At 63.7% G+C, this 26538-nt stretch carries 21 protein-coding genes and 7 pseudogenes; 12 read left to right on the forward strand and 16 right to left on the reverse strand.

Annotated features, from left to right (window positions below; all coding sequences use genetic code 11):
- Positions 1 to 370: 370 nt before the first annotated feature.
- On the forward strand, positions 371 to 2071 hold the full coding sequence (locus Q427_RS10490; protein WP_043513637.1) for an L-lactate permease: 1701 nt from the start codon (positions 371 to 373) through the stop codon (positions 2069 to 2071).
- Positions 2072 to 2146: 75 nt separating this feature from the next.
- On the opposite strand, the pseudogene ltaE reads toward Q427_RS10490, so the two are convergent.
- From ltaE to Q427_RS10535, 12 genes and pseudogenes are all read right to left on the reverse strand, one after another.
- Positions 2147 to 3180, reverse strand: a pseudogene (gene ltaE, locus Q427_RS36820) (low-specificity L-threonine aldolase).
- Positions 3181 to 3277: 97 nt separating this feature from the next.
- Positions 3278 to 4000, reverse strand: coding sequence for a (Fe-S)-binding protein (locus Q427_RS33820; RefSeq protein ID WP_231613607.1), 723 nt, complete (start codon positions 3998 to 4000; stop codon positions 3278 to 3280).
- Between the two features lie 214 nt (positions 4001 to 4214).
- Positions 4215 to 4667 (reverse strand): 4Fe-4S dicluster domain-containing protein, encoded by a 453-nt coding sequence (locus Q427_RS33825; protein WP_231613613.1) that lies wholly within the window; start codon positions 4665 to 4667, stop codon positions 4215 to 4217.
- Positions 4668 to 4742: 75 nt separating this feature from the next.
- Positions 4743 to 4895 (reverse strand): annotated as a pseudogene (locus Q427_RS35270) (FAD-linked oxidase C-terminal domain-containing protein); the annotation flags it as partial.
- Between the two features lie 68 nt (positions 4896 to 4963).
- Positions 4964 to 6289: pseudogene (locus Q427_RS33830) on the reverse strand (FAD-binding oxidoreductase); the annotation flags it as partial.
- 12 nt (positions 6290 to 6301) lie between these two features.
- On the reverse strand, positions 6302 to 7507 hold the full coding sequence (locus tag Q427_RS10505) for a pyridoxal-phosphate-dependent aminotransferase family protein (RefSeq protein ID WP_043513639.1): 1206 nt from the start codon (positions 7505 to 7507) through the stop codon (positions 6302 to 6304).
- A 70-nt stretch (positions 7508 to 7577) separates the two neighbouring features.
- On the reverse strand, positions 7578 to 8765 hold the full coding sequence (locus Q427_RS10510; protein WP_043513670.1) for a CaiB/BaiF CoA transferase family protein: 1188 nt from the start codon (positions 8763 to 8765) through the stop codon (positions 7578 to 7580).
- A gap of 20 nt (positions 8766 to 8785) precedes the next feature.
- Entirely contained in the window at positions 8786 to 9427 is a 642-nt protein-coding gene (locus tag Q427_RS10515; RefSeq protein ID WP_231613609.1) for an enoyl-CoA hydratase, read from the reverse strand.
- Positions 9428 to 9691: 264 nt separating this feature from the next.
- Positions 9692 to 10974 (reverse strand): annotated as a pseudogene (locus Q427_RS36825) (TRAP transporter large permease).
- Positions 10971 to 11558 carry a TRAP transporter small permease gene (locus Q427_RS10525; protein WP_043513640.1) on the reverse strand — a complete coding sequence of 196 codons (588 nt, stop codon included), beginning with the start codon at positions 11556 to 11558 and terminating at the stop codon, positions 10971 to 10973. The pseudogene Q427_RS36825 and the gene Q427_RS10525 overlap by 4 nt, the downstream one beginning before the upstream one ends.
- A gap of 85 nt (positions 11559 to 11643) precedes the next feature.
- Positions 11644 to 12624 carry a TRAP transporter substrate-binding protein gene (locus Q427_RS10530; RefSeq protein ID WP_043513643.1) on the reverse strand — a complete coding sequence of 327 codons (981 nt, stop codon included), beginning with the start codon at positions 12622 to 12624 and terminating at the stop codon, positions 11644 to 11646.
- Positions 12625 to 12765: 141 nt separating this feature from the next.
- Positions 12766 to 13227, reverse strand: coding sequence for a GlcG/HbpS family heme-binding protein (locus tag Q427_RS10535; protein ID WP_043513645.1), 462 nt, complete (start codon positions 13225 to 13227; stop codon positions 12766 to 12768).
- 202 nt (positions 13228 to 13429) lie between these two features.
- Here Q427_RS10535 and Q427_RS10540 point away from each other — a divergent pair, with 202 nt between their 5' ends.
- Complete coding sequence (locus tag Q427_RS10540) at positions 13430 to 14113, forward strand: GntR family transcriptional regulator (RefSeq protein WP_043513647.1); 684 nt, start codon at positions 13430 to 13432, stop codon at positions 14111 to 14113.
- Positions 14114 to 14173: 60 nt separating this feature from the next.
- On the opposite strand, the gene glcC is transcribed toward Q427_RS10540, so the two are convergent.
- Positions 14174 to 14953, reverse strand: a complete 780-nt coding sequence (gene glcC / locus Q427_RS10545) for a transcriptional regulator GlcC (protein ID WP_051496286.1) — start codon at positions 14951 to 14953, stop codon at positions 14174 to 14176.
- Positions 14954 to 15151: 198 nt separating this feature from the next.
- Here glcC and glcD point away from each other — a divergent pair.
- From glcD to Q427_RS10590, 9 genes and pseudogenes are all read left to right on the forward strand, one after another.
- Positions 15152 to 16659 (forward strand): annotated as a pseudogene (glcD, locus tag Q427_RS10550) (glycolate oxidase subunit GlcD).
- A gap of 11 nt (positions 16660 to 16670) precedes the next feature.
- The gene (glcE, locus tag Q427_RS10555) at positions 16671 to 17792 is read left to right on the forward strand and encodes a glycolate oxidase subunit GlcE (RefSeq protein ID WP_043513650.1); all 1122 of its coding nucleotides are present in this window, start codon (positions 16671 to 16673) and stop codon (positions 17790 to 17792) included.
- Between the two features lie 21 nt (positions 17793 to 17813).
- A pseudogene (gene glcF / locus Q427_RS10560) lies at positions 17814 to 19081 on the forward strand (glycolate oxidase subunit GlcF).
- A 192-nt stretch (positions 19082 to 19273) separates the two neighbouring features.
- Positions 19274 to 19675 carry a GlcG/HbpS family heme-binding protein gene (locus Q427_RS10565; RefSeq protein WP_043513651.1) on the forward strand — a complete coding sequence of 134 codons (402 nt, stop codon included), beginning with the start codon at positions 19274 to 19276 and terminating at the stop codon, positions 19673 to 19675.
- A gap of 220 nt (positions 19676 to 19895) precedes the next feature.
- Entirely contained in the window at positions 19896 to 20147 is a 252-nt protein-coding gene (locus Q427_RS10570; protein ID WP_051496287.1) for a hypothetical protein, read from the forward strand.
- A gap of 96 nt (positions 20148 to 20243) precedes the next feature.
- Positions 20244 to 20510 carry a DksA/TraR family C4-type zinc finger protein gene (locus tag Q427_RS10575; protein WP_043513652.1) on the forward strand — a complete coding sequence of 89 codons (267 nt, stop codon included), beginning with the start codon at positions 20244 to 20246 and terminating at the stop codon, positions 20508 to 20510.
- Positions 20511 to 20632: 122 nt separating this feature from the next.
- The gene (locus Q427_RS10580; RefSeq protein ID WP_043513654.1) at positions 20633 to 21532 is read left to right on the forward strand and encodes a DMT family transporter; all 900 of its coding nucleotides are present in this window, start codon (positions 20633 to 20635) and stop codon (positions 21530 to 21532) included.
- Positions 21529 to 22107, forward strand: a complete 579-nt coding sequence (locus Q427_RS10585) for a gamma-glutamylcyclotransferase (RefSeq protein ID WP_043513655.1) — start codon at positions 21529 to 21531, stop codon at positions 22105 to 22107. The genes Q427_RS10580 and Q427_RS10585 overlap by 4 nt, the downstream gene beginning before the upstream one ends.
- An 81-nt stretch (positions 22108 to 22188) precedes the next feature.
- Positions 22189 to 23403 carry a GGDEF domain-containing protein gene (locus tag Q427_RS10590; protein ID WP_043513657.1) on the forward strand — a complete coding sequence of 405 codons (1215 nt, stop codon included), beginning with the start codon at positions 22189 to 22191 and terminating at the stop codon, positions 23401 to 23403.
- Between the two features lie 2 nt (positions 23404 to 23405).
- Here Q427_RS10590 and Q427_RS10595 read toward each other — a convergent pair whose 3' ends face one another.
- The 3 genes and pseudogenes from Q427_RS10595 to Q427_RS36830 all read right to left on the reverse strand — a co-directional run bounded on the left by Q427_RS10595 (position 23406) and on the right by Q427_RS36830 (position 24696).
- On the reverse strand, positions 23406 to 24176 hold the full coding sequence (locus Q427_RS10595) for a glutaredoxin family protein (RefSeq protein ID WP_043513659.1): 771 nt from the start codon (positions 24174 to 24176) through the stop codon (positions 23406 to 23408).
- Between the two features lie 52 nt (positions 24177 to 24228).
- A pseudogene (locus Q427_RS36180) lies at positions 24229 to 24312 on the reverse strand (carbohydrate ABC transporter permease); the annotation flags it as partial.
- Positions 24313 to 24402: 90 nt separating this feature from the next.
- Positions 24403 to 24696, reverse strand: a complete 294-nt coding sequence (locus Q427_RS36830; RefSeq protein WP_442905476.1) for an ATP-binding cassette domain-containing protein — start codon at positions 24694 to 24696, stop codon at positions 24403 to 24405.
- A gap of 191 nt (positions 24697 to 24887) precedes the next feature.
- Here Q427_RS36830 and Q427_RS10605 point away from each other — a divergent pair, with 191 nt between their 5' ends.
- Positions 24888 to 26471, forward strand: coding sequence for a bifunctional GNAT family N-acetyltransferase/carbon-nitrogen hydrolase family protein (locus Q427_RS10605; RefSeq protein WP_043513667.1), 1584 nt, complete (start codon positions 24888 to 24890; stop codon positions 26469 to 26471).
- Positions 26472 to 26538: the final 67 nt, after the last annotated feature.

A 26538-nucleotide genomic window follows, 5' to 3' on the forward strand; every position in this document is an offset into this window, starting at 1 on the left:
AGCACCATCGCATGCCGTCTCCTCGCTGTTGCAGGGTCATATAACCTGGGGATCATATAGCGATAGTGCCAGTCTTTTCCCGACGATACCAATTCATCTCCCACCATCCGAAACAGGTCAGATGACTATCCATTAGTCTAATCCCCTGATGGCGGACAGAGCGCGAACACATCATCCAACCTATTGTTTGAGTTCATGTAACAAATGAATGAGGGCACCGCATTATTAGCAGAATATTGGTAATACCAATTAACCATAATTGGAAATGCGCGGAATCTCCCCGTATTGTCCACCCCGCCATGACGATTCAGACACAGCACTGAGCCGTCACCCGACTCCTGAACACGAGACAGCGAGGTAACGTCAGCTCATGACGGACACGACACTTGCCCTACTCGCCTTTACGCCGCTGATCCTGGCCGGCGTGCTGCTGATCGGCCTGCGCATGCCGGCAAAGACCGCCATGCCGGCAGTCTATGTGGTCACCGCCCTCATCGCCCTGCTTGCCTGGGACATGAGCTTCAACCGGGTACTGGCCTCGACCCTCCAAGGCCTGATCCTCACCGTGTCGATCCTGTGGATCATCTTCGGTGCCATCCTGCTGCTCAATACCCTGAAACACTCAGGCGGCATCACCGCCATCCGCAAGGGGTTCTCGGGCATCAGCCCCGACCGTCGCGTCCAGGCGATCATCGTCGCCTGGCTGTTCGGTTGTTTCATCGAGGGCGCCTCAGGCTTCGGCACCCCGGCCGCCGTGGCCGCCCCGCTGATGGTGGCACTCGGCTTCCCGGCACTGGCCGCCGTGGTGGTGGGCATGATGATCCAGTCCACGCCGGTCTCCTTCGGTGCGGTGGGCACACCGATCGTGGTGGGCGTCACCGGGGGCATCAACCGCGATGGCATCACCGAGACACTGGAGGCCGGCGGCTATACCTGGCTGGAATACTTCCGCTTGATCGCCGCGGAGGTGGCCGTGATCCATGGCATCGTCGGCGTCTTGATGCCGCTGATCATGGTGGTGATCATGGTCAAGTTCTTCGGCGCGAATAGATCCTGGAAGGAAGGCCTCTCCATCGCCCCCTTCGCGCTCTTCGCCGGCGTCGCCTTCGTGGTGCCCTACATGCTGGCGGGCGTGCTGCTCGGCCCGGAGTTCCCATCCATGATCGGTGCCGGCGTGGGCCTGGCCATCGTCGTGCCCGCGGCGCGCAAGGGCTTCTTGATCCCCAAGGACACCTGGGATTTCCCGGATGCCAAGAGCTGGCCGGACGCCTGGATCGGCAAGCTGGTGATCAAGACCGAGGACATCGTGGGCAAGACCCCGATCACCACCTTCATGGGCTGGCTCCCCTACGTGCTGCTGGCGGTGATACTGGTCGCCTCCCGCACCATCGACCCCTTCCGCGAAGCGCTTCAGTCACTGAGCTTCGGCTGGAGCAATATCCTCGGTGAGGCCGGGGTCTCCGGCAGCATCCAGCCCCTCTACCTTCCGGGTGGCATCCTGCTGATGGTGGTGCTGCTTACCGCCCTGCTGCACAAGATGCGCCTGGGCGAACTCAAGGCGGCCTTCGGCGAGTCCTCGAAGACCATCCTCGGTGCCGGCTTCGTGCTGATCTTCACCATCCCCATGGTGCGGATCCTCATCAACTCCGGCGTCAATGCGGCGGACCTGGTCTCCATGCCGGTGGCCATGGCGCAGTTCGTGGCCGACGGGGTGGGTGATATCTATCCGTTCTTCGCCCCGGCCGTGGGGGGCCTGGGGGCATTCATCGCCGGCTCCAATACCGTGTCCAACCTGATGCTGGCCGAGTTCCAGTTCAATGTGGCGCAGCAGCTAGGCGTGTCTACCGCGATGATGGTGGCACTGCAGGCCGTGGGCGCTGCCGCGGGCAACATGATTGCGATCCATAACGTGGTGGCGGCGTCTGCGACCGTGGGGCTGCTCGGCCGCGAGGGCGAAACCATTCGCAAGACGATCCTGCCGACGATCTACTACCTGGCGTTCACCGGCACCATCGCCATGATCGCGTTCTATGTGATCGGGGTCACGGACCCGCTGATGCGCGCCGGCTGACCTTGACGGGAGCGTATAGATAACGGCCCCCATGGACCTGTCCATGGGGGCCGTCCTGCGACGAGCCATTGATGCTCAAGCGAGCCTGTCGTCGCCTCGGACGACATGCGCCGAGAAGTATGCCTTGATGCTTTCCACGACCTGACGGACGTCCTCCGCGGAGATGTCGAGGTGCGTCAACAGGCGCGTGACCGGTGCGGCGGCTATCAGGATGCCGCGGTCGGCGAGAAACGTCCCCAGTGCCTTGCAGTGGGCCTCGGGCAGCGCGACGAACAGCACGTTGGTATCGCAGCCACGCACCTCGATCTCGTCGACCTCGCGCAACCCTTCGGCCAGCAAGGCGGCATGGCGATGATCCTCCGCCAGTCGTGCGACGTGATGCTCCAGGGCATGGTGGCAGCCCGCCGCCAGGATGCCGACCTGTCGCATGCCGCCCCCCAGGGTCTTGCGCCAGCGTCGCGCTCGAGCGATGAACGTCTCGTCGCCCAGCAAGAGCGACCCGACGGGCGCACCAAGCCCCTTGGAGAAGCAGAGCGACACCGAGTCGAAGCCTGGCACAGTTCGGCCAGGGAACGCCCGGAGGCCACCGCCGCGTTGAACAGTCGCGCGCCGTCCAGGTGGGTGGCCAGCCCCTGCCCGTGAGCCAGCTCCGTTGCACGCCGGGTATACACCGCTGGCAGCACCTTGCCCCGGAAGGTGTTCTCCAGCGCCAGCAGCCGGGTGCTGGCATGGTGAATGTCGGCTCCCTTGATGGCCGCCTGCACCCTCTCCAGTGGCAGGCTGCCGTCCGAGTCATGCTCGATGGGCTGGGGCTGGATGCTGCCTAGCACCGCCCCGCCCCCACCCTCGTCGCGAAAAATATGCGAGAGCTGGCCGGCGATATATTCGTCGCCCCGCTGGCAGTGGACCATGAGGGCCGCCAGGTTGCTCTGGGTCCCCGAGGGGAAGAATAGCGCGGCCGACATGTCGGCCCTTGCCGCCACGGCCTCCTCGAAGGCGGCGACGGTCGGGTCATCGCCCCAGACGTCGTCTCCCACCGGGGCCCTGGCCATCGCCTCACGCATGGCCGAGGTGGGGCGGGTCACGGTATCACTGCGTAGATCGATCATTGTCGTCCATCCTCGTCACGAGGAAAGGGGCGACCCCTGTCGCCCCTTTCCATTGTCATGCTATCTGGCCATGGTCATGATGCCTGGCGGTTTCACCTCAGGCCAGCGCCTGCTCCAGCAGCCGGGCCACATGGATCGCTTCGCGGCCGGCACCATCCTTGATCTGGTGGCGGCAGCTGGTGCCGTCGGCCACCACGACGGCATCGTCGTCGGCCTCACGGATCGCCGGCAACAACGACAGCTCGGCCATTTTCATCGAGGCGTCATAGTGCTCGGCCTCATAGCCGAAGCTGCCGGCCATGCCGCAGCAGGAGGACTCGATGGTCTTCACCTCGAGTCCGGGAATCCACGACAGAACCTGCTCGATCGGACGCACGGCGTCGAAGGCCTTCTGATGACAGTGGCCGTGAAGCATGGCACGCCGATACGCCAGCGGCTTGAGTTCCAACGGCAGTTCGCCGACCTCGCGAGCCTTGACCAGGAACTCCTCGAACAGGCAGGCCGCCTGTGCCAGCTCATGGGCCTCCTCGCCGAAGCCGTACTGCAGGAACTCGTCACGCATGCTCAACAGGCACGACGGCTCGAGGCCGACGATGGCTACCCCGCGCTGCACGAACGGCATCAGGTGGTCGAGGGTGCGCCGCGCCTCGGCCTTGGCCTTGTCGAACTGTCCCGATGACAGATAGGTGCGTCCACAGCACAGCGGCCGCTCGCCCTGTTTCAGGTTGAGATGGACTTCATAGCCGGCGGCCTCCAGCACCCGCTTGGCGGCCCTGGCGTTGTCACCTTCCATGTAGTTGTTGAAGGTATCGACGAACAACAGCACCTCCCTGATCGCCGACTCCTGGGCCGTATGCGCTTCGGCCAGGAAGTTACCGGAAAAGACTGGCAGCGCGCGCTGGGGAGCGAGCCCCAGCCCGCGCTTGATGCCACGGGCGATGAAGGTACCCGCTCGACGCCGTTGGCCAGGGCGGCGAGCCGGCTCGCCCAGGGCGCATAGCGCGGCATCTCGCCGACCATGCGTTCGCGCAAGCTCAATCCCTTGGCCCGCACCCGGGCGCTACGCGCTCGATCTTGAACTTGGCCATGTCGACCCCGGTGGGGCACTCCCGCCGACACCCCTTGCAGGAGACGCAAAGGTCCAGCGCTTCCTTGACGTCATCGCTGGCCAGGCCCGCCTCACCCAACTGGCCAGAGAGCACCAGACGCAGGGTATTGGCGCGGCCCCGGGTCAGGTGCTGTTCATCGCGGGTAATGCGGTAGCTCGGGCACATGGTGCCGGCATCGAACTTGCGACAGTGCCCGTTGTTGTTGCACATCTCCACCGCCATGGCGAGGCCATGGGTGGGGTCGCCGGCGCTGCCGGGCTGGCTCTGCTCGCCGGTCAGCGGGTCGCGCCTGACGTTCCACGCCGACCAGTCGAACACCGGCGTCAGCGGGATCGCCCGGTAATCCCTGGGGAAGCGAAAGTAGCGGTCGTCGTCCATCTTCGGGGTGTCGACGATCTTGCCCGGGTTGAAGCGGTTGTCCGGATCGAAGAGCCGCTTGATTTCGCGAAAGGCATCGTTGACCGCAGGCCCGAACTGCCAGGCCACCCATTCGCCGCGGCATAGCCCATCGCCGTGCTCGCCGGAGTAGGCCCCCTTGTACTCGCGCACCAGTGCCGACGCCTGCTCGGCGATCTCGCGCATCTTCTTGGCACCGTCGCGGCGCATGTCGAGGATCGGGCGCACATGCAGGGTGCCGACACTGGCGTGGGCGTACCAGGTGCCTCCGTACCATGGCGGTGAAAGACCTCGGTCAGCTTGTCGGTGTACTCGGCGAGGTGTTCCAGCGGCACCGCGCAGTCCTCGATGAAGGAGACCGGCTTGCCGTCGCCCTTCATGCTCATCATGATGTTGAGCCCCGCCTTGCGCACGTTCCACAGCGCCTTCTGCTCGGCAGGCTCGGGCATATCGACCACGCTGCCCGGCAGCCCCAGCTCGCACATCAACTCGCTGAGCTGGCGCAGCGCAGCCAGTTGGGCGTCCCGATCCTGGCCGGCGAACTCCACCAGCAGCACGGCCTCGGGCTTGCCGATCAGGGCCTTTTCGATCACCGGACGAAACGCCGGGTTCTCCAGCGACAGGTCGATCATGGTGCGGTCGACCAGTTCCACCGCAGTGGGATCGAGCTTGACGATATGCTGGGTGAAGTCCATCGCCTGGTAGAAGGTGGGAAAGTTCACCACCCCCAGCACCTTGTGCTCGGGAAGCGGCGAGAGCCGCAGCGTGATGCGGCGACTGACCGCCAGGGTGCCCTCCGAGCCGACCAGCAGGTGGGCCAGATTGATCCGGCCATCCGGGTCGTAGGGCTTGGGATTCTGGCAGTCGAACAGGTCGAGGTTGTAGCCCCCCACGCGGCGCAACACCTTGGGAAAATGCTCGCGTATCTCCGGGGCCACCCCCGCGGCGATGGCCTTCACCTTGTCGGCGATCAGGCGCGCCCGGCTGCCCTCGGCCAGCTCCTCGACGAAGCTGAAACTGGCCTCGCCACCGTCGGCCAGTAGGGCATCCACGCCGAGTACGTTGTGGACCATATTGCCGTACCGGATCGAGCGCGAGCCACAGGAGTTGTTGCCGGTCATGCCGCCCACGGTGCATTGAGCGCTGGTGGAGACATCCACCGGAAACCAGAGCCCATGGGGTTTGAGCCAGGCATTGAGGTGGTCGAGCACGATGCCCGGCTCCACCACCGCCGTGCGCGCCTCGGCATCGAACTCGATCACTTGATTCAGGAAGCGCGTGGTATCGATCACCAACGCCTCACCCACCGTCTGACCGCACTGGCTGGTGCCGGCCCCCCGGGGCAGCACCGGAGCCCCGGCGTCCCGGGCGATCGCCAGGGCGAGGGCCAGATCCTCCTGGCTCCGCGGTATCACCACCCCCAGCGGCATCACCTGATAGATCGATGCATCGGTCGAGTAGCGACCTCGCGATGCATGGTCGAACAGCACCTCGCCTTCCAGCTCCCGGCAAAGGCGGGCCGCCAGCTCGGTCACTGGCTTGACCCGCGCATCCGGGGAAGGGGTCTTTCCCGTCATAGACGTCATTCTGCCTTCCTCAGCCATGTCAGGATGGGCTCACTTGGCGTCGAGCGGATGCCGGGCGAAGTAGTCCAACGCCGCCACCACGCCACTATCCTTGAGCGGCACGCCGCAGAGTTTCATGCCGGCTTCGCAGCCGCCCAGGGTGGCGACAAGCGTCAGGTCATTGCAGTCACCCAGATGGCCGATGCGAAACATCCTGCCCTTGACCTTGCCCAGCCCCATGCCGAGCGACAGGTCGAAGCGCTCGTAGATGATCTTGCGCACCTCGTCGGCATCGATGCTATCCGGCATGACGACCCCGGTCAGTACCGGCGAGTAGAGGGCCGGATCCTGGCACTGGATCTCCAGACCCCACGCAGCCACCGCCGCGCGTACCCCGGCGGCCCAGCGCTGGTGCCGCGCGAGCACGTGATCGAGCCCCTCCTCGAGCAGCATGTCGAGCGACTCGTTGAGGCCGTAGAGCAGGTTGGTACTCGGCGTATAGGGCCAGTAGCCGTTCTGGTTGGCCTCGATGATCTCGTCCCAGGCCCAGAAGCTCTTGGGCAGCTGCGCCTCCCGGCTCGCAGTGATGGCCTTGTCCGATACGGCATTGAAGCTGATGCCCGGCGGCAGCATGAGGCCCTTCTGGGATCCGGAGATCGTCACGTCCACACCCCACTCGTCGTGGCGGTAGTCGGCACTGGCCAGCCCCGAAATGGTGTCGACCAGGAGCAGTGCCGGGTGGCCCGCGGCATCGATGGCGCGACGCACTGCCGCAATGTCACTGGTCACCCCGGTCGATGTCTCGTTATGCACCACGCAAACCGCCTTGATCTCATGGCCGCCGTCCTCCTTCAGGCGCGCCTCGATCATGTCCGCCTGTACTCCCTGCTGCCAGCCCTCCACGCCCGGAAGGCCGATGAATTCGGGATCGAGGCCCAGGCGCACTGCCATCTTCTGCCACAGGGTGGCGAAATGGCCGGTTTCGAACATCAGCACCTTGTCGCCTGCTGACAGGCAATTGACCAGCGCCGCCTCCCAGGCTCCGGTACCCGAGGCCGGGTAGATGATGACCGGATTCCCCGTCTTGAACACCCGCTTGATCTTGTCGAGCAGTTCACGACCCAGCGCACCGAATTCCGGCCCACGGTGATCGATGGTCGGCAGGCTCATGGCGCGCAGGATGCGATCCGGCACCGGCGAAGGGCCCGGGATCTGCAGGAAATGGCGACCCGAAGGGTGATAGTCGAGGTTCAGCATGGCAAAGTCTCCAATGACGTAATTCCAGTAATTTCGGTAACGAATTCAATCAATCACCTGGATCAAGCCGCTACTTGATGCAGCCCTCTTCTCGCAAGATATTCCGTTCCGGCTCGGACATGCCGAGGCTGGCCAACACCTCATCGGTGTGCTGACCGAACAGTGGCGCCGGTGAGCGAATCTGCGACGGCGTGCGGGAAAACTTGCTGGGAAAACCGATGGTCTTCATCTTGCCGATCACCGGATGTTCCATCTCCTCGACCATGCCACGCGCCAGGTAGTGCTCGTCCTGCATTGCCTGGCCGAAGTCGTTGATCGGTCCCGCCGGGACCCCGGCCTGGTCGCACAGCGCCAGCCAGTGGTCGGTATCCTGCTCGGCCATGATCTCCTCGAGCAGCGTTTCGAGCGCTTCGACGTGCTGGCCGCGGTCATGGTTGGTAATGAAACGCGGATCTGCCATCAGATCCTCGCGCCCGAGAACATCGCCGCAGAGGCGCTCCCAGGTGCGCTGATTGGCACAGCCCAGCATCAGATAGCCGTCACGAGTCTTGATCGCCTGATAGGGCGCCGAAACCCGGTGGCGCCAACCGGTCGGTTCGGGCACCCTGCCCTCGGCGAAATAGGCCGCGGCCTCCCAGGCGAACCACGGCAGGCCGCACTCGGTGATGGCAATATCGATGTGCTGCCCTTCGCCGGTATTCATCTTGTGGATATGTGCGGCGAGGATCGAATAGACCGCCGTGATGCCGGCGCCGATGTCATAGACGGCGATGCCGGTCTTCAGCGGTCGACGCCCGGGCTCGCCGGTCATCGACATCAGGCCGCTCATGCCCTGGGCCACCAGGTCGAAGCCGCCGCGGTGACTGTAGGGGCCGGTCTGTCCGTAGCCGGAGATCGAGCAGTAGACGATACCCGGGTTGATGGCCTTGATGGTGTCGTAGTCGATCTTGAGCGACTTTGTGACTCCGGTACGATAGTTCTCGACGATGACGTCGGCGTCCTCGGCCAGCCGATAGAAGATCTGCCGGGCACGCTCATCCTTGAGGTTCAACGAGATGCTCTTCTTGTTGCGATTGATCTGCGAGAAGCAGGTCGACTCATCGTTGACGTAGGGCCCCATCTGGCGGCTGTCGTCGCCACCATTGGTCTTTTCTACCTTGATCACCTCGGCGCCCATGTCGGCCAGCACCATGGTGCAGTAGGGGCCGGCCATGATCTGGGAGATATCCAGCACTTTCAGCTTGTGTAAGGGAAGCATCGGCTCCACCTCGCTTGTCATTAGTGGCCCGTCCACTCGAACGGCGTCTTGTTGACGAACTTGCTCACTGCCGCCTTGAAGTCGTCGCTCATGTAGCAGGCGATGACCCAGTCATCGCCGGTATCTCGCGCCGCACGCCGCTGCGCCTGTACTCGCCCGACCAGTGCCTTGCTGGCCTGCACGGTGAGTGGCGCGAGCCGGGTGAACTGCATGGCGACTTCCGCTACTCGGTCATGGATCTCGCCGGGCTCGATCACCGCATTGACCAGGCCGGCCTGGCTCGCCTCGTCGGCGCTGAACAGCTTGCCCAGCATCAGCGCCTCCTTGGTTCGTGCGATACCCACCATGTCGATCAGCCGCGACACATTGGTGATCGCCAGGCAGTTGCCCAGGGTCTTGGCAATGGGCACCCCGAACTTGAGACTCGGCGTGCAGTAGCGAAAATCGCAGACCATGGCCAGGGCCGCGCCGCCGCCCACACAGGCGCCTTCGATGAGCGCGATGGTGGGTTTGTTGAGGGCCTCCAGCTTGCCGACCACCCGGTCGATGCGCTGCTCGTAGCCAATGGCATCCTCGGGCTTGGAAAAGTGGCTGAACTGAGTGATGTCGGTCCCTGCCACGAAGGCCTCACCGCCCACGCCGTACAGCACCACCGCGTGCACCTCTTCCTCCTTCGCCAGCTGATCGCAGCAGGTTCCAGGGCGTCGTACATCTCCCAGGTCATGGCATTGCGGCTCTCGGGACGGTTGAAGCCAAGCCACGCCACCCCTTCACGCACCTCGTACAGCAGAGTGTTGCCTTTCATCATTCGTCTCCCTCTTGCCGACCGGACACCCATTCAGTGAATAATGAATTCAATATTTTGGGCATGATCTCCCCCTGCCTTGTTGACAGACCCGGCGGGCAGGCGCCCGCCGGGCTCTCCTCTAGCGGTAGAAGAACTCCACCAGGGCCATCGGGATGGCGGGGATGTAGGTCACCAGCAGCAGGATGAAGAGCAGCACGGTGATGAAGCCGAGGTTCGACCGCGTCACAGACCACACATCCGTCTTGGCGATCGAGCAGGCCGTGATCAGCACGCTCGCCACCGGCGGGGTCTGCTGGCCGATGGCCAGGTTGAGACAGACCACCAGGCCGAAGTGGACCGGATCGATCCCGGCAGCGCCGACCAGCGGCATGACGATGGGCACCACCAGGATGATGGCCGCCGCGGAGTGCAGGAACAGGCCGATCAGCAGGAAGAAGACGTTCAGCATCATCAGGATGGCGTACTTGTTATCCGTCAGGCTGAGCACCGCCTGGGCCAGTTGCTGGGGCATGCGCATCTCGGTCAGGAAGACACCGATCAGGGCCGAGGCTGCCACCAGCAGCATCACCACGGCGGTCTGCTGGCCCCCATCGATGATGGCCTTGTAGAGGGTGCGCAGGTCCAGCTCACGGTAGATCACGGCGCTGATGAAGATGGCCGCCGCCACGGCCAGGCCCGCGCCTTCGGTGGCGGTCACGAAACCGCCGAAGATGGAGCCGAGAATGATGATCGGCAGAGTCAGGGCCCAGCTGGCCTCCTTGGCGGTCTGCTTGACGCGCTTGAACTGGAACACCTCCTCCACCGGCCAGTTGTACTTGCGGGCGTAGTAGTAGCTCAGCGCCATCAGGCCACCCGCTCCCAACAGGCCCGGCACGATACCGGCCACGAACAGCTGGACGATGGAGCGCCGGACATCACGCCATAGAGGATCATCGGGATGGAGGGGGGGATGATGATCGCCAGGGATGCCGATGACGAAGTGACCGCCGCAGCGAAGGGTGCCGGGTAGCCGCGCTTCTTCATCGCCGGGATCAGCACCGAACCGGTGGCGGCCACGTCGGCCACCGCGGATCCGGATATCTCGGCAAAGAACAGCGAGACGCCGATATTGATCATCGCCAGGCCACCGCGAATGAACCCGAAAAGCGCCGAGGCGAAGGCGATCAGGCGCTTGGAGATGCCGCCGGTGTTCATGATCGCCCCGGCCAGCACGAACATCGGGATGGCCAGCAGCGGGAAACTGCTCGCCCCCTCGAACATCGTCAGCCCGATATTGGGCAGCATCTCCAGGCCCTGATGGACCACGATGGCCACCGTCGCCACGGTTGCCAGCGCCACCGCAATGGGCAGCCCCATCAGGATCAGTCCCAGCAGGCCCAGTATCATGAAGGGAAGTGTCATGGCTTATCCCTCTTCGTCAGTGCATCCGCGGTGAAACCGGCCCGCGCGTTGTCACGCTCGGCCTCGGCGATGGCGTGGGCGATCTCCTCCTCCTCCTGGGTGAGGCCGGAGCGTACCTTGGCCAGGTGGGCCGGCATGCTGAGCAGTTGGGCGATGATGAACAGCGCCGCCCCAATGGGAATGACCGACTGGGTGAAGGTGAGCGGCACCCAGCGCAGGGTGATCAACGCCATGCCCTGCATGACATCGAGGACCACCAGGCCGGCCCAGCCGAGCACCAGGAAGAAGCCGATGAACAGCGCCTCGGACACATAGGCGATCGGCATGCGGATATGCACCGGCATGGCGGCCAGCACGCCGTCGACGCCGATATGGCCACGCTTGAGCGCAGCCAGTGCTCCGGCGTAATAGGTCAGCCACACCAGCATGATGGCGGCCACCTCGTCGTACCAGGAGGGAGTTCGCCAGGCGTAGCGGGTCACCACCGCATAAAGCACCACCAGCGTCAGCGTGACCATCAGCACCACCGTGATGATCTCGAGAAGACGCTCCAGGATGCGGGAAATTTGATTCACGGTACCCATGAGTCTCGACTCGTTCAGTAAAGGGACAGAGCCCCCACGCCGCCAGGGCGTGGGGGGCAATAGCCTTGCAGTGACGCAAGGCGAATCAGGAGTCGTTGCCGAGCTCCAGCACCCTGTCGATCAGCTCCTGGGAGCCGGGCACCTCATTGGCGAAGGCCTCGTAGATCGGCCCCGAGGCCTCGATGAAGACCGAGGTATCGACCTCGTTCACCTCGGTGTCGGCCTGGCGAATCACGTCGATGAGATCCTCATCGAGCTGTGCGGCATGCTCGTAGACGAACGCCTGGGTCTCCTTGGCCGCCTCGACGATGATCTCCTGGATCTCATCGGGCAGGTTATTGAAGCGGCGACCGGCGGTGAGATAGGCCGGCGTATAGACGTGGCCAGTCAGGGAGAGATAATCCTGCACTTCCTGGAAGCGCTGACCGACGATCTGTGCCAGGGGGTTCTCCTGGCCGTCCATGACGCCGGTCTGCAGGGCCATGAACACCTCGGAGAGCGACATCGGCGAAGGCTCGGCACCCCACTCCTCGAACATCCGTACCCGCCAGGCGCCGCGCGGAGTACGCAGTTTCACGCCGCTCAGGTCGTCGGGCGTGTTGATGGCACGCCGGTTGTTGGTGATGTGGCGGAAGCCGTTCTCCCACACGGCCAGGATGCGATAGCCGTTCTGTTCCGCCAGCGGTGCCAGGACTGGCCAGACAACCTCCTCCTCGACCCGCTTCATGTGCTCGCGATCCTGGATCAGGTACGGCAGCTCGAAGAGGCCGAATTCGTCCGCCACCGAAGACATGATGGTGGAGGGCAGCGCCAGGTCGACGGTACCCAGGCGCATGCGCTGAAGCAGCTCCGAATCGGTACCCAGCTGGCTGGAGCCGAAGACCACGACTTCGTAAGGCTCCGGCAGACGCTCGTTGACGAGCTCGGCGAAATGGTTGGCGGAATCGGCAAACAGGGAGTCGGGGCCTCCGACATGGCCGAAGGTGATCTCGCGGGCCTGGGCCTGCAGCGATGCCGACGCCACCGCGATGGCGAGTGTGGCGACAGCGACACGTGGGAATAGCATGGCGTGTTACCTCATTGTTCTAGTTTTGGCGCGTTGGTGGGCTAGGTAGGCGCAGATGAAAAATTGAATTCTTTATTCTAAATGCGCCTTGATCCTAAGCTAGTCCTATCCGAGAAGTAGTGTCAAGTGGGTCCGGTCGAATCAGCTCGGCTCCAGGCCATGGGCCAGCCCCACTGCCCTGATACCGGCGATGGCGGCACTTTCGTCTTCGGCGGAGGAGGCACCACTGACACCCACCGCGCCGATGACGCACTGATCGTCATCAAGGATCAGCACCCCACCGGCCACCGGAATGAAGTGACCATCCGAAGCGGCGGACACGCTGGCGAGGAAGGCGGGGCGTTCGGTGTTGCGCGCCCCCACCACCCCGCTGGCCACGCCGATACCCAGTGCTGCGAAGGCCTTGCCCCGGGCGACGGGGAAACGCAACGGGGCGCAACCGTCCTCACGCTCTGCGGCCACCACATGACCTCCGCCGTCCAGCACCACGGCGGTCAGCGGTTCGGTGCCGGCACCGCGGGCCTGGGCGAAGGCACCATCGAGAATGGCGCGTGCTCGCTCCCGGGTGATCTGGACGCTGCTGCGAAAAACCTTGCCTGCCATAGGCCACTCCTCGTGATGGTTATGTGGATAGGAATCCACCTGGTACCGCTTGCAGTAGTAGTCATGGCTTGAGAGAATTTTGAATTCATAATGTCTTTCGGAGTGTGCCGTCAATAGCCCAGTGTGCTTGAATATCAGACAAGAGCAGCAACGGCGTTCGCCATGCAGGGAAAAGCCACGACCGCGGACAAGGAAAACAGAAATGACCAAGATTCAGCCTCGTACCCTCTTTCGGGAAGTCGCCGATCGCATCCGAGATCTTATCGAGCAAGAGGAGCTCGTCCCTGGAGAACGTATCTCCGAGAAGCAGCTGTGCGAGGATTTCGGCGTATCACGCACACCGCTGCGCGAAGCGCTCAAGGTGCTGGCCTCGGAGGGCCTGGTGGAGTTACTGCCCAACCGCGGCGCACGGGTCCGGCAGCTGACCCTGAAGCAGGTCAAGGACACCTATGACCTGATGGGCGCCCTGGAGGGGCTTTCAGGCGAACTGGCCTGCCAGGAGATCAGCGATGAGGGTATCGCGGAGATCTGTGCGCTGCACGAACGCATGCTGGAGCATTATCGCAATCGCGAACTGCCGGAATATTTCCAGGTGAACCAGCGCATTCACGAGAGCCTGCTGGCCGCCTCTAACAACGATGCCCTGCTGGAGATGTACAACAATCTCAGCCAACGGGTGAAGCGGGTTCGCTATTCCAAGAAGATGACTGACAGTCATTGGCGCCGCGCCGTACAGGACCATGAAGAGATGATCGTCGCGCTGAAGAAGCGCGACAGCAAACGGCTGGGCCAGGTCCTTCGCGACCATCTGTGCAACAAGCTCGAGGTAGCCTCGATCGCCGGCGTGATCGATGACGGAGAGACCCGCAACGTAGCCAACTCCTGACCTGCAACCCAACGGCGGCCAGGCATGCAGCCGTAAGGCGAACAGAGCGTCCCATAGCCGTCACTCCCACTCCTTCTGGCGCATGGCCGAGCGCTCCAGGCGCTGGTCTTCTGCCTCGATCTCGCGCAACTGCTGGCCGATACCGGCGAGATGCTCCAGGGCCGCGCGCCTGGCTGCCTGGGGCTTGCCTTCGACGATGGCCCGATAGATGCGGGCATGCTGGCGATTGATCATCTCGCGAGGAGCCTTGCGGTGATAGAGGTTCTTCACCGAGGCGAACACCGAGCTGAGCAACAGGTCGTTCAGCGTCTGCAGGGTATGCACCAGTACGGGGTTGTGAGACGCCTGGCAGATTGCCAGGTGGAAGGCATGATCCAGGTGCGCCAGCTGCTTGACCTCGATGGCCCCGCCATCCTTCACGTAGTCGACCATGGCTTCATAGCGGCGCTGGATCAGCACGCGGTCTGTGGGTGTGGCACGTTCGGCGGCCAGCTTCGCCGATTCGCCCTCGAGCAGTGAACGCACCTCGAGGAGATCGTAGAGCGTACGCGGATGATCGCGCAACAGATGCATCAGGGGGCTATCGTCCCGCCCCGGGACCAGGTCGGCCACCACCGATCCCCGCCCCTGCCGCGTCACGATGATGCCCTTGCTACGGAGCACCCGCAGACCCTCGCGCAGTGAAGAGCGCGATACACCCAGCCGATCGCAAAGACGTCGCTCCGAAGGCAGTAGCTGCCCCGGCCGGAAGACCCCGTCGAGGATCAACTGCTCAAGTAGCGCGGCCACCGCATCGGGCGTGCGCGTCGGCAGGGCCAGCTCGCCGGATTCCTGTGTCATGGGACGCCCTCCGCCAGCCGTCAGGGAGTGATAGCCATTGACCGGCTGTCATCGAACGACTAATGGTATATGGTGGAAATATTTTCCAATATAATCGAAAACAACTGGTCATACCAGCAGACCGGAAGCTGGACAGCGGGTCGGTTAGCGCGCAGATTGAGGTTCTCCTGCCGCCATGACTCTCAATGAGGCGTCACCATGAATATCCTCTACGATGAACGACTCGATGGCGCGGCGCCGAAGCTGGACAAGAGCGCCGTCCGCGAAAACCTTGCGCAAGCTGTGCCAGGACTGATGCTGCTGCATCGGGAAGAAGATCTGCACCCCTTCGAGTGTGACGGTCTCTCCGTCTATCGCACCCTACCCATGCTCGTGGCGCTGCCGGAGACCCTGGCCCAGGTCGAACAGCTGCTCAAGGCCTGTCACCGCCTCGGCGTGCCGGTGGTGACCCGCGGCGCCGGCACCGGTCTCTCGGGCGGCGCCATGCCCCTGGAGCACGGCGTGCTGCTGGTGCTGTCACGCTTCAGCCGCATCCTGGAGATCGACCCCGAGGCGCGCATTGCTCGGGTCGAGCCCGGCGTGCGCAACCTGGCTATCTCCGAGGCGGCCTCGCCCTATGGCCTCTACTACGCCCCGGACCCCTCCTCCCAGATCGCCTGCTCCATCGGCGGCAACGTGGCCGAGAACGCCGGTGGCGTGCACTGCCTCAAGTACGGCTTGACCGTGCACAACGTGATCAAGGTCGAGGTACTCACCATCGAGGGCGAGCACATGACCCTGGGCAGCGAAGCCTGGACGCCCCGGGCTTCGACCTGCTGGCCCTGTTCAATGGCTCGGAGGGCATGCTCGGCGTGGTCACCGAAATCACCGTCAAGCTGCTGCCCAAGCCAGAGACCGCCAAGGTCTTGATGGCCAGCTTCGACGACATCGAGGAGGCCGGCAACGCCGTGGGTTCGATCATCGCCGCGGGGATCATCCCCGGCGGTCTGGAGATGATGGACAATCTGGCGATTCGCGCCGCCGAGGATTTCATCGGTGCCGGCTATCCGGTGGAGGCCGCCGCCATCCTGCTCTGCGAGCTGGACGGCGTGGAAGCCGACGTCGACGACGACTGCGAGACCGTGCGCCGGGTGCTCGAGGCGGCCGGCGCCACCGGTATCCAGCAGGCCCGCGACGATGCCGAGCGCGCGCTGTTCTGGGCCGGGCGCAAGAATGCCTTCCCCGCGGTGGGTCGCATGTCGCCGGACTACTACTGCATGGACGGTACCATTCCCCGCCGCGAACTGGCCCGAGTGCTCAAGGGCATCGCCGACCTGTCGGAGCAGTACGGCCTGCGCGTGGCCAACGTCTTCCATGCCGGCGACGGCAACATGCACCCGCTGATCCTGTTCGATGCCAACACCCCGGGCGAGCTGGACGAGGCCGAGGCGCTGGGGGGGAAGATCCTCGAACTGTGCGTCGAGGTGGGCGGCAGCATCACCGGCGAGCACGGCGTCGGTCGCGAGAAGATCAACCAGATGTGCGCCCAGTTCCGCCCAGACGAGCTGGCCACCTTCCGTGCCGCCAAGGCCGCCTTCGACCCGAAGGGACTGCTCAACCCGGGCAAGAATATCCCCACGCCGGCCCGCTGCTCCGAGTTCCGCATGATCAAGAGTGCGGACGCCAAGAGTGCCGGCGACGGCTCCCCGACCCACTCGCAAGGCTGACTGGAGTGACCATGGCTACCACAGCAACGACGCCCCATGACCATGACGCCAGCGAAGCACTGGCAGAGAGGATCCGTCAGGCCAATGCCACCGGTACGCCGCTGCGCATCGTCGGGGGTGACACCCGCGGCTTCTATGGCCGCCCCGTAACGAGTGAGGTACTTTCCACTGCCGAGCACCGGGGCATCACCTTCTACGACCCAGTGGAGCTGGTGGTATCGGTGCGCAGCGGCACCCCGCTCGCCGAACTCGAGGCCGCACTCGCCGAGCAGGGGCAGATGCTGCCCTTCGAGCCGCCACGCTTTGGTGGCGCGAGCACCGTGGGTGGCATGGTCGCCACCGGCCTCTCCGGTCCACGCCGCCCCTGGGCCGGAAGCGTGCGCGATTTCGTGCTCGGCGTCCGGGTGATCGGTCACGAGGGGATCGAGCAGCGCTTCGGCGGCCAGGTGATGAAGAATGTCGCCGGCTACGACCTGTCCAGGCTGATGGTCGGTGCCCAGGGAACCCTCGGGCTGCTCACCGAAGTSACCTTCAAGGTGCTGCCCCGTCCCGGCGCCAGCCGCAGCCTGCATCTGGATATCTCGCTCGAGGAGGCRCGCAACMGGCTGGCCGAYTGGGGCCGTGAGCCGCTGCCCATCAGCGCGGCAGCCTGGCTGGATGGCGCCCTGCATATYCGCCTGGAAGGCGGGCCGAGCTCGGTGGCCGCCACCCGCGAGCGTCTCGGCGGCGACGACCTGGACGAAGGCTTCTGGCACGCGCTACGAGACCTGAAACTGGACTTCTTCGGCAATGATGACGTCACCACCAGGGCCGGTGACCGCCCTTTGTGGCGACTCTCACTGCCCCATCGCACGGCCTCCCTGGGCCTGGCGGACGCGCCGGAAGCCACCATGCTCCACGACTGGGCCGGCGCCCAGTGCTGGGCCAGAAGCGAGATCGACGCCGAGACCCTGCGCGACGCCTGTCGCCGCGTCGACGGCCATGCCACCTACCTGGGCGCCTGTGAAGGGCCGGGAAGCGACGAGCCCTTTACCCCCCTGCCATCGGTGCTGCTGAAATATCACCGCAACCTCAAGGCCGAGCTCGACCCCAGGGGCATCTTCAACCCGGGCCGGCTCTACGCGGCGTTTTGAGACGTATCGAGGAATCCTGACATGCAGACGCACTTTACCGAGGAAGACCTCAAGAAGCCGCACATCCGCGAGGCCGACCGCGTCTTGCGAAGCTGCGTCCACTGCGGCTTCTGCAACGCCACCTGCCCTACCTATCAACTGCTCGGCGACGAGCGGGACGGTCCCCGGGGACGCATCTACCTGATGAAGGAGATGCTGGAAAATCCCGACGACGACGTGAACGTCACCGAGCAGACCCGGCTGCATCTGGACCGCTGCCTGACCTGCCGCAACTGCGAGACCACCTGCCCCTCCGGCGTGGAATATCACAAGCTGCTCGATATCGGCCGCGCCGAGATCGAGCGTCGGGTGCCGCGAAAGGCGTCCGAACGTGCCATGCGCTATGGGCTGCGCAAGGCCCTGACCGACCCCAGGCGCTTCCAGGCACTGCTCAAGCTGGGCCAGACCTTCAAGCCCCTGGTGCCCGGGAGGCTCAAGGACAAGCTGCCACCCAAGCCGGTGGATGCCGGGGTCCTGCCCGAAGGCAAGACCCACAAGCGCCAGATGCTGATCCTCGAGGGCTGCGTACAGCCAGGCCTCTCGCCCAACACCAATGCCGCCACGGCAGGGTGCTGGACCGGCTGGGCATCGGCCTCACCCCCGCTCCCGAGGCAGGCTGCTGCGGTGCCGTCGACTTCCATCTCAACGCCCAGGACGATGGCCGCGCCCGCATCCGCGCCAATATCGACGCCTGGTGGCCGCATATCGAGAAAGAAGGCGAAGCGGGAATTGAAGCAATAGTGCAGACCGCCAGCGGCTGTGGCGCCTTCGTCAAGGAGTACGGGGAGATGCTCGAGGACGACCCCGACTACGCTGAAAAGGCCAAACGGATCAGTGCACTGGCCAAGGACCTGGTCGAAGTACTGCGCGACGAAAACCTGGAAGCACTGACGCTCAAGAAGAACCGCAAGCTCGCCTTCCACTGCCCCTGCACCCTTCAGCACGCCCAGAAGCTCGGCGGCGCCGTCGAAGGCGTGTTGGTCAAGCTCGGCTTTTCGCTGACGCCGGTCCAGGATCCCCACCTCTGCTGCGGCTCGGCGGGCACCTACTCCATCACCCAGCCGGAACTGGCCACCCAGCTGCGCGACAACAAGCTCAACGCCCTGGAAGCCGGCAACCCGGAACTCATCGTGACGGCCAATATCGGCTGCCAGACCCATCTTAACGGCGCGGGGCGAACGCCCGTCAGGCACTGGATAGAAATCGTCGACGAGACACTGCGACCAGCCGCGAGCGGCAGTCTCGGCTAAAGAATCTACCCACGCGAGGGGCGCCGGGGACAGGACAAAGAGGAGGTCCGATTCCATGGATGGAATCGGTAGCGCCCAGGGATGGGTTCACAGCGCCTCCTCGTCGTCCTGTCACCGGAGCAGCCCCGTAATGCACCACTAGAAAGCTGCAAGCTTCGTATTGCCGGCTGCTTAATCCATCAGGAGATCACCATGAAGACCAAGCCCGTACTGACCCTCACCGACGTCAACACCATCCTCGATGCCGCCCAGAAGGAGGCCGAGACCCAAGGCTGGGCGATAACCATCGCCGTAGCCGACGATGGCGGCCACCTGCTCGGCCTGCGCCGCCTGGACAATGCGCCGCTGTTCAGCGTCGAAGCAGCCACCGAGAAGGCACGTACCTCCGCCTATGGTGCCCGCGAGACGCAGCTGTTCGAAGAGATGATCAATAACGGACGCACCGCCTTCGTCACCGCCCCGATGAAAGCGATGCTCTCCGGCGGCGTACCGGTGATGGTCGACGGCCAGATGGCCGGTACCGTCGGCGTTTCCGGCGTCAAGCCCGACCAGGACGTACAGGTGGCCAAGGCAGCCATCGCCGCCATCGGCTGAATCACGCATCGCCGACCAACGCGCCCTGCCGGCACAGCCAGCGGGGCGTTTCTGTTCTGTGCAGTTGGCCTGGGTTATCTATACTGACAGCGGCCCGGTCAATGGCTCGGCGACGCCCCATCACCCCTGCGTGGCTGGCGCCGACAGTCGATTCCGGTCGAGGTACCTGAACTTTCATGCGAACGCAGCCGGCCGGCTGCGTTCAAAGGAGGCACCGACAATGATGAAGAAACTGTTTGCCGCACTGGTACTACTCGCATTCGTCTCACCGGCCTGGGCCGCAACCTGTCCCATGCTGATGGGCGAGATCGATGAAGCGCTGGCGGATGACGCCAAGGTTGCCCAGCTGAGCGAAACCGAACTCGAGCAGGTCAACCAACTGCGGCAAGAGGGCGAGGAAGCCCACAATGCCGGAGATCATGCCCGCTCCGAGGAGATGCTGAACGAGGCCAAGGAGATCCTCGGCGTTTGACCGGGCACGAGACAGGGGCCGAAGCCCTTGTCTCTTCATCAAGTGCTGGTCGAGGAATAATAGAGATTGGCTCGCAAAGAGCCAGGAGGAAGGAGAGTGGCTGGTGGCTGGGCACGAGACGGCGCAGAACAGGAACAGATCGAAAGCACGGTGGAAGACGCGCTGCAGCGCGTCCGAAGCCAGCTTCCCACCGGCGAAAGCCTGACGCACTGCGAGGAGTGCGGTGATGAAATTCCCCAGGCCCGCCGCGAGGCGATCAAGGGCGTGCGGCTGTGCATCGCCTGCCAGGGCAAGCGCGACAAGCAGAAGACAGCCTATAGTGGCTACAATCGCCGGGGCAGCAAGGATAGTCAGCTGCGCTAGAGCGAAGCCGGCAGCCCATGCCATTAGCCTTCTCATGACTTGCAGCGCCGTCTCAGCGCGATATGATGACGGTTCTCCAGAGCCCCGCCGCGGCGGGGCTCTGCCTTGTCCAAGAGGTCGTCATGCCGCTGCTCTATTTCCTGGCCCCGCTCGGTGCCGTGCTGATCTGGTCGGGCAACATGACCATCAACCAGCTCACGGTGGGCTCCATCGCCCCCAGCAGCATCGCCTTCCTGCGCTGGGTGCTGGCACTGGTCGTACTCACCCCCTTCGTGCTGCCATCCGCCTGGCAGCATCGCGACGTCATCCGCCGGCAGTGGCCCAAGCTCGCGGTACTGGGCCTGATCGGCATGGCACTGTGGCAGGGCCTTGCCTATGTCGCCGCCGAAACCACCTCGGCCACCAACATGGGTATCCTTGCGGCCATGGTGCCGCTGCTCACCGTGCTGCTCAGCGCACTGATCCTGCGTGAGGCACCCAGCCTGGGTGGCAGCCTGGGCGGCATCGTCGCGTTGCTTGGCGTCACCGTACTACTGGGCCGCGGCAACCCTCTGTCGCTGCTGCAGCTGGAAGTCGCCCTGGGCGACCTCTTGATGGTGATCGCCGCCACCTGCTACGCACTCTACGGCGTCATGCTCAAGCGCTGGCCGCTGGACCTGCCGCCCTGGGTGGTGCTCTACGTGCAGGTCTGCTTCGCCGTGCTGTTCCTGCTGCCCGGCTACCTGCTGGGCCCGATGACCCCGGTGGACAGCCACAACGTCTGGCTGATTCTCTACGCCGGCATCCCCGCCTCGATCATCACCACCTTCCTGTGGATGCGTGCCATCCGCCAGATCGGCGCCAGCCAGGCGAGCATCTTCATCAACCTGATGCCGCTGTTCAGCGCGCTGATCGCCATGGCCTTCCTCAATGAGCGGATTGCGCTGTTCCACCTCATCGGTGGCGTACTGGTCCTGGCCGGCGTGATCATGGCCCAGACGCTGACCCGGCCCTTGGTCCACAAGAGCGCACCGTCGTCATGACCGTCGATACCACTCAGCTCAATCGCGGGAGGGTTTTCTTCGGGCACAGCGATACTCTCTGGCTATTCGGCTACGGCTCGCTGATCTGGAAGACGGAATTTGCGTACCACGAGCGCCGTCCGGCACACATCCAGGGTTGGGCCCGGCGCTTCTGGCAGGGCTCCCATGACCACCGGGGCACCCCGGATGCCCCGGGCCGCGTAGTGACGCTGGTCGAGTCACCGGGATCGACCTGTCACGGCATGGCCTACCGCATCGACACCGGGACCCTTGGCCCGCTGGACGTGCGCGAGAAGAACGGTTATCTCCGTGAGCAGGTGATGCTGCACTTTGCCGAGGGCGATCACACCGAGGGGCTGATATATCTCGCCACGAAGGAGAACGCCGCCTTCCTCGGCGACGCACCGCTCGATGCCATGGCCCGGCAGATTGCCGCCGCCCATGGCCCCAGCGGCTCCAACCGCGATTACCTGCTCAATCTCGCCAGCGCACTGGACGATCTCGGCGCCGAGGACAGGCACGTGTTCGAACTGGCGGCACGAGTGAAAGCGAGACAGGCTAGACAAAAAAAGTAAAGTTAGGCTTCTAGCGGCCGATATCCTTCCCAGAGCACCGTATCAAAGAAAATGGTGCCATCCACATGGGGAAAAGCGACCGTGAAAACAACCTTGCTGCAGGCCGTTGAATCGGACTTGATCAGGCCTTGGTATCGCCTGCGCTTCAGCCCAGCGGTGGAGACACGTTTCGAGGCCGATACCTCGACTCGCCGCAGCTATCATCTGCTGATAGCCGGCATCGTGGCACTTGTCATCTACGACCTCTATATCTTCAACGACACTGTGTTCCGCCCGGAAGTGTTGCATACCGCCGCCTGGATACGCTTCGGCTTGATGACCCCTTATGGCATCGTTGCATTCTACTTCCTGCACCGAGGATTATCGCCAGCTGCCAGAGAAACGCTCATGGCAAGCACTCTGGTGGTGGCGATGCTGCTCTCCTGCACCATATTCTTCGTTTCCGACTCGCCCTATTCGTTTCTGGATACGTTTTCCTTTGGCCTGATATTGCTGGTAGGCAATGTCTTCTATTCGCTGCGCTTTCCTTATGCCATCGCCACCTCGCTCATCAGCACCGTTCTCATGGCAGCCTTCGTATTTCCCTATCCCCACATGGACTTCGAGGTCAAGTTGTATACGATACTGGTCTTCCTATCGACCGGCGTATTCACGCTTCTTGCCAACTACCGCCTGGAAGCCAGCGAGCGTCAGTCCTACCTGCTACTACTGCGCGAGCAACTGAGGACTAACGCCGCACTCGATGACAACCAGGCCCTGACCAAGATCTCGATTACCGACCCACTGCCCGGGGTGGCCAACCGCCGTCATTTCGACAGCGCACTGATCCAGCGCTGGAACGAAGCCATGACCGAGCGAACAATGCTCGGCATGCTGGTCATCGATATCGATTGCTTCAAGAATTACAACGACCGCTACGGACACCTTCAGGGCGACGCCTGCCTGCGCCAGGTCGCGCTGGAGATTCAGCGCCACGTGCGTCAGGAAGACGACCTGGTGGTGCGCTACGGCGGCGAGGAGTTCGTCGTGCTACTGCCGAAGGCCTCGACCACGACGGCCCTCCAGGCCGCCGAGCGTATCCGTCAGGGCATCGAAGCGCTGGCCATTCCCAACGAAGGCGTGCCGCACACCTCCGTGGTCACCGTGAGCATCGGCATCGCCGTGATCCAACCGGCCACCGACCTGGCTCCCTCGGCCCTGCTCTTGCGTGCCGACGAGGCGCTCTACCAGGCCAAGCGCGAGGGGCGCAATCGCAGCGTGCTGGCACCGCTGCAGGATGACCCGATGCCCACCTAGGCTCACGACAACAGGTACATCCGCAACGGCATCCAGATGCCCATGCCGACCATGATCAGGTTCTCGGTCAGCGACACGAAACCCAGCGGCACCTTGCTGTCACCACCCACGCAGGCGCACTTGAGTTCACGCTTGTCAATATAGACCGCCTTGAACACCGAGACGGCGCCCACCGTGCCGATGAACAGCGCCACCGGGGCGGCCAGCCACACCAGGGCCCCCGCCAGCATCAGGATGCCCGCCAGGGTCTCGGCATAGGGGTAGACGTAGCCATAGCGCACCTGACGCTGGGCCAGCAGGTCGTAGTTGAGAAACATGGTGCTGAAGCTTTCTATGTCCTTGAGCTTCTGTAGCCCCAGCAGGGCCATCGCGATGGCCACGAAGTACTCCGGCATCCGGGGGCTAAGCAGCGAGCCGGTGGCGGTCCAACTGACGGCCAGCCCCAGCAGGAAAGCCGTGGCAAACAGGGCGATCACCGGCTGGTAGGTGGTTTCGTCCTCGCCCGGCGAATCCAGGCCGAAGTACTCTCGCAGCTCGTCGTAACCGCCGATGCGCTGGTCATCGATAAAAGCCTGGGGCGTGGTATCCACGCCGTGTTTCTCCTTGAAGGCTTCCGTTTCCTCACGTGAACTCAGGTGGTGGTCCTCCACCTCGAAGCCCTTGCGCTCCAGCAGGTCCTTGCTCTTCAAACCGAAAGGGCACAGGTGCTCCTCCATGACCATGCGGTAGAGCTTGGCATGCTTGCCCTGCCCCGTTGTCTGTCCGTGAGCCATTGCATATCTCCTTGGGTCATGCATCCACCACAAGAGTAGTCAACGGACTGGGTCAGCGTATCCCCGCCCTCAGGAACGACTGCACGAACTGGCGCTGGAACAGCAGGAAGGCGACCAGCAGAGGGGCGATGCTGAGCGGGTGGACACCGTGGGCAGGTAGGCGAAGGTGCCAAGCAATACTGCAGCCGGTAACAGCAGCAGCGCACCGTATATCTGCATGCGTCGGCTAGCGTTCTGGATCGGCATGTTCCTTCCCGTATAGGGGCTGAAGCGGCGTCAAGGGCCCGGAGTGCCGTACCATTGACTTGCCGCAGCCCGAAGGGCCCAGCAGGATCACGAACTCACCAGGCGCGACGTCGAAGGAGATCCGATCCACGGCGGCCTGCCCGCCCCAGGTCTTGCTCACGGCGTCGAGCCGAATGCGCTTGTCGTCGTTGGTCATGGCGCGCTCGTTGTTATTGTCATGACAGGATTCAATGGCGCTCGCCGCAGGGGGACTCGTCACTGTCGGAAGCGTCATGCTGCCCATATCCCTCTCCCTGAATCAGCGTAGCCGCACTTCGGCCTCTTTGCGGTGCACCTTCACCCACTGATATGACAGGCGCATGACGTCATCCGGACCTGACCTCGAGACAGCGACCGGTGCCGGCCTCGGTCGTCGCCGGGACCATGCTAGAATTCGTCTTTCACCCTGACAGGAACCGGCGTGCCATGTCCCTCGACGAACTGCATCTGAACCTGCGCAACCTGACCCAGGACGATTACCCTCAGCTGAAGGCACTGATGGATGCCGTCTACGACGACATCGGCGGTGCCTGGCCCCAGCACTCCATCGATCGGCTGATCCAGGAATTTCCCGACGGCCAGATAGCCATCGAGGACGATGAAAAACTGGTGGGGGTGGCCCTGACTGTGCGGGTCGCCTATGACGAGTTCTCCAACCCCCACAAGTATGACGACCTGGTGGGCAACCGCGAGATCATCCTCAACGATCCCGAAGGGGATGCCATGTATGGGCTGGATGTACTGATCCACCCAGACTACCGCGGCTACCGGCTGGGAAGGCGACTCTACGAGGCACGCAAGGAGCTGTGTCGCTCCATGAACCTGCGGGCGATTCTTGCCGGTGGACGCATTCCCCAGTATCACGAACATGCCCACGAACTCTCGCCCGCGGAGTACATCGAGCGGGTGTCACGCAAGGAGATCCACGACCCGATCCTGTCGTTCCAGTTGGCCAACGACTTCCTGGTCAAGCGCCTGCTGCGCAAGTACCTGCCGGAAGACGAGAAGTCCCAGGGGTATGCCACCCTGCTGGAGTGGAACAACATCCTCTACGAACCCGCCGAACGGGTGCTGGAGAATCGCCCCACCCAGGTGCGGGTCGGTGCCGTGCAGTGGCAGATGCGCGAGTGCGCCTCGGTAGAATCGGTACTGCAGCAGGTCGAGTACTTCGTCGATGCCCTCTCCAGCTACCAGAGTGACTTTGCCGTCTTCCCGGAGCTGTTCAATGCACCGCTGATGGGACTGCAGGACCGGGCCACCCAGCAGGACCAGATGGCCGCCATCCGCTTCCTGGCCGGCTTCACCGAGCAGTTCAAGAGCGAGCTGTCGCGCATGGCGGTCTCCTACAACATCAATATCGTCGCAGGCTCGATGATCGAGGTGGGCGAGGACGACCGGCTCTACAACATCGCCTACCTGTGCCATCGTGACGGCACCATCGAAAAACAGGCCAAGCTGCACATCACCCCCCAGGAGCGCCGGGAGTGGGTGATCGAAGGCGGCGACGAGCTGCGCGTATTCGAGACCGATGCCGGCCGCGTGGGCATCCTGATCTGCTACGACGTGGAATTTCCCGAACTCGGCCGCCTGCTCGCCGACCAGGACATGGACATCCTCTTCGTGCCCTTCTGGACCGACACGAAGAACGGCTACCTGCGAGTCCGCCACTGCGCCCAGGCACGGGCCATCGAGAACGAGTGCTACGTGGTGCTGTGTGGCAGCGTCGGCAACGTGCCCTCGATCCGCAACCTCGACATCCAGTACGCCCAGTCGTCGGTGTTCACCCCCTCGGATTTCGCCTTCCCCCATGATGCCGTGCTCTCCGAGACCACGCCCAACACCGAGATGGTGATCTTCTCGGACCTGGACCTCACCCGGCTGACCGTGGTGCGCGCCGAAGGCTCGGTGACCAACCTCAAGGACCGCCGCAAGGACCTGTTCGACCTGCGCTGGCGCGACTGGTCCTGGAAGTCGGGCAGCCTGACACCGGGCAATCCCGAGGAGAACTGAGGCCATGTTCGGTCGCCTGCGCCGCTGGCGGGCCGAGCGGTTCGCCGCTCGCCACCCCTTTCCCGAG

Source organism: Halomonas sp. BC04 (genome assembly GCF_000568385.1).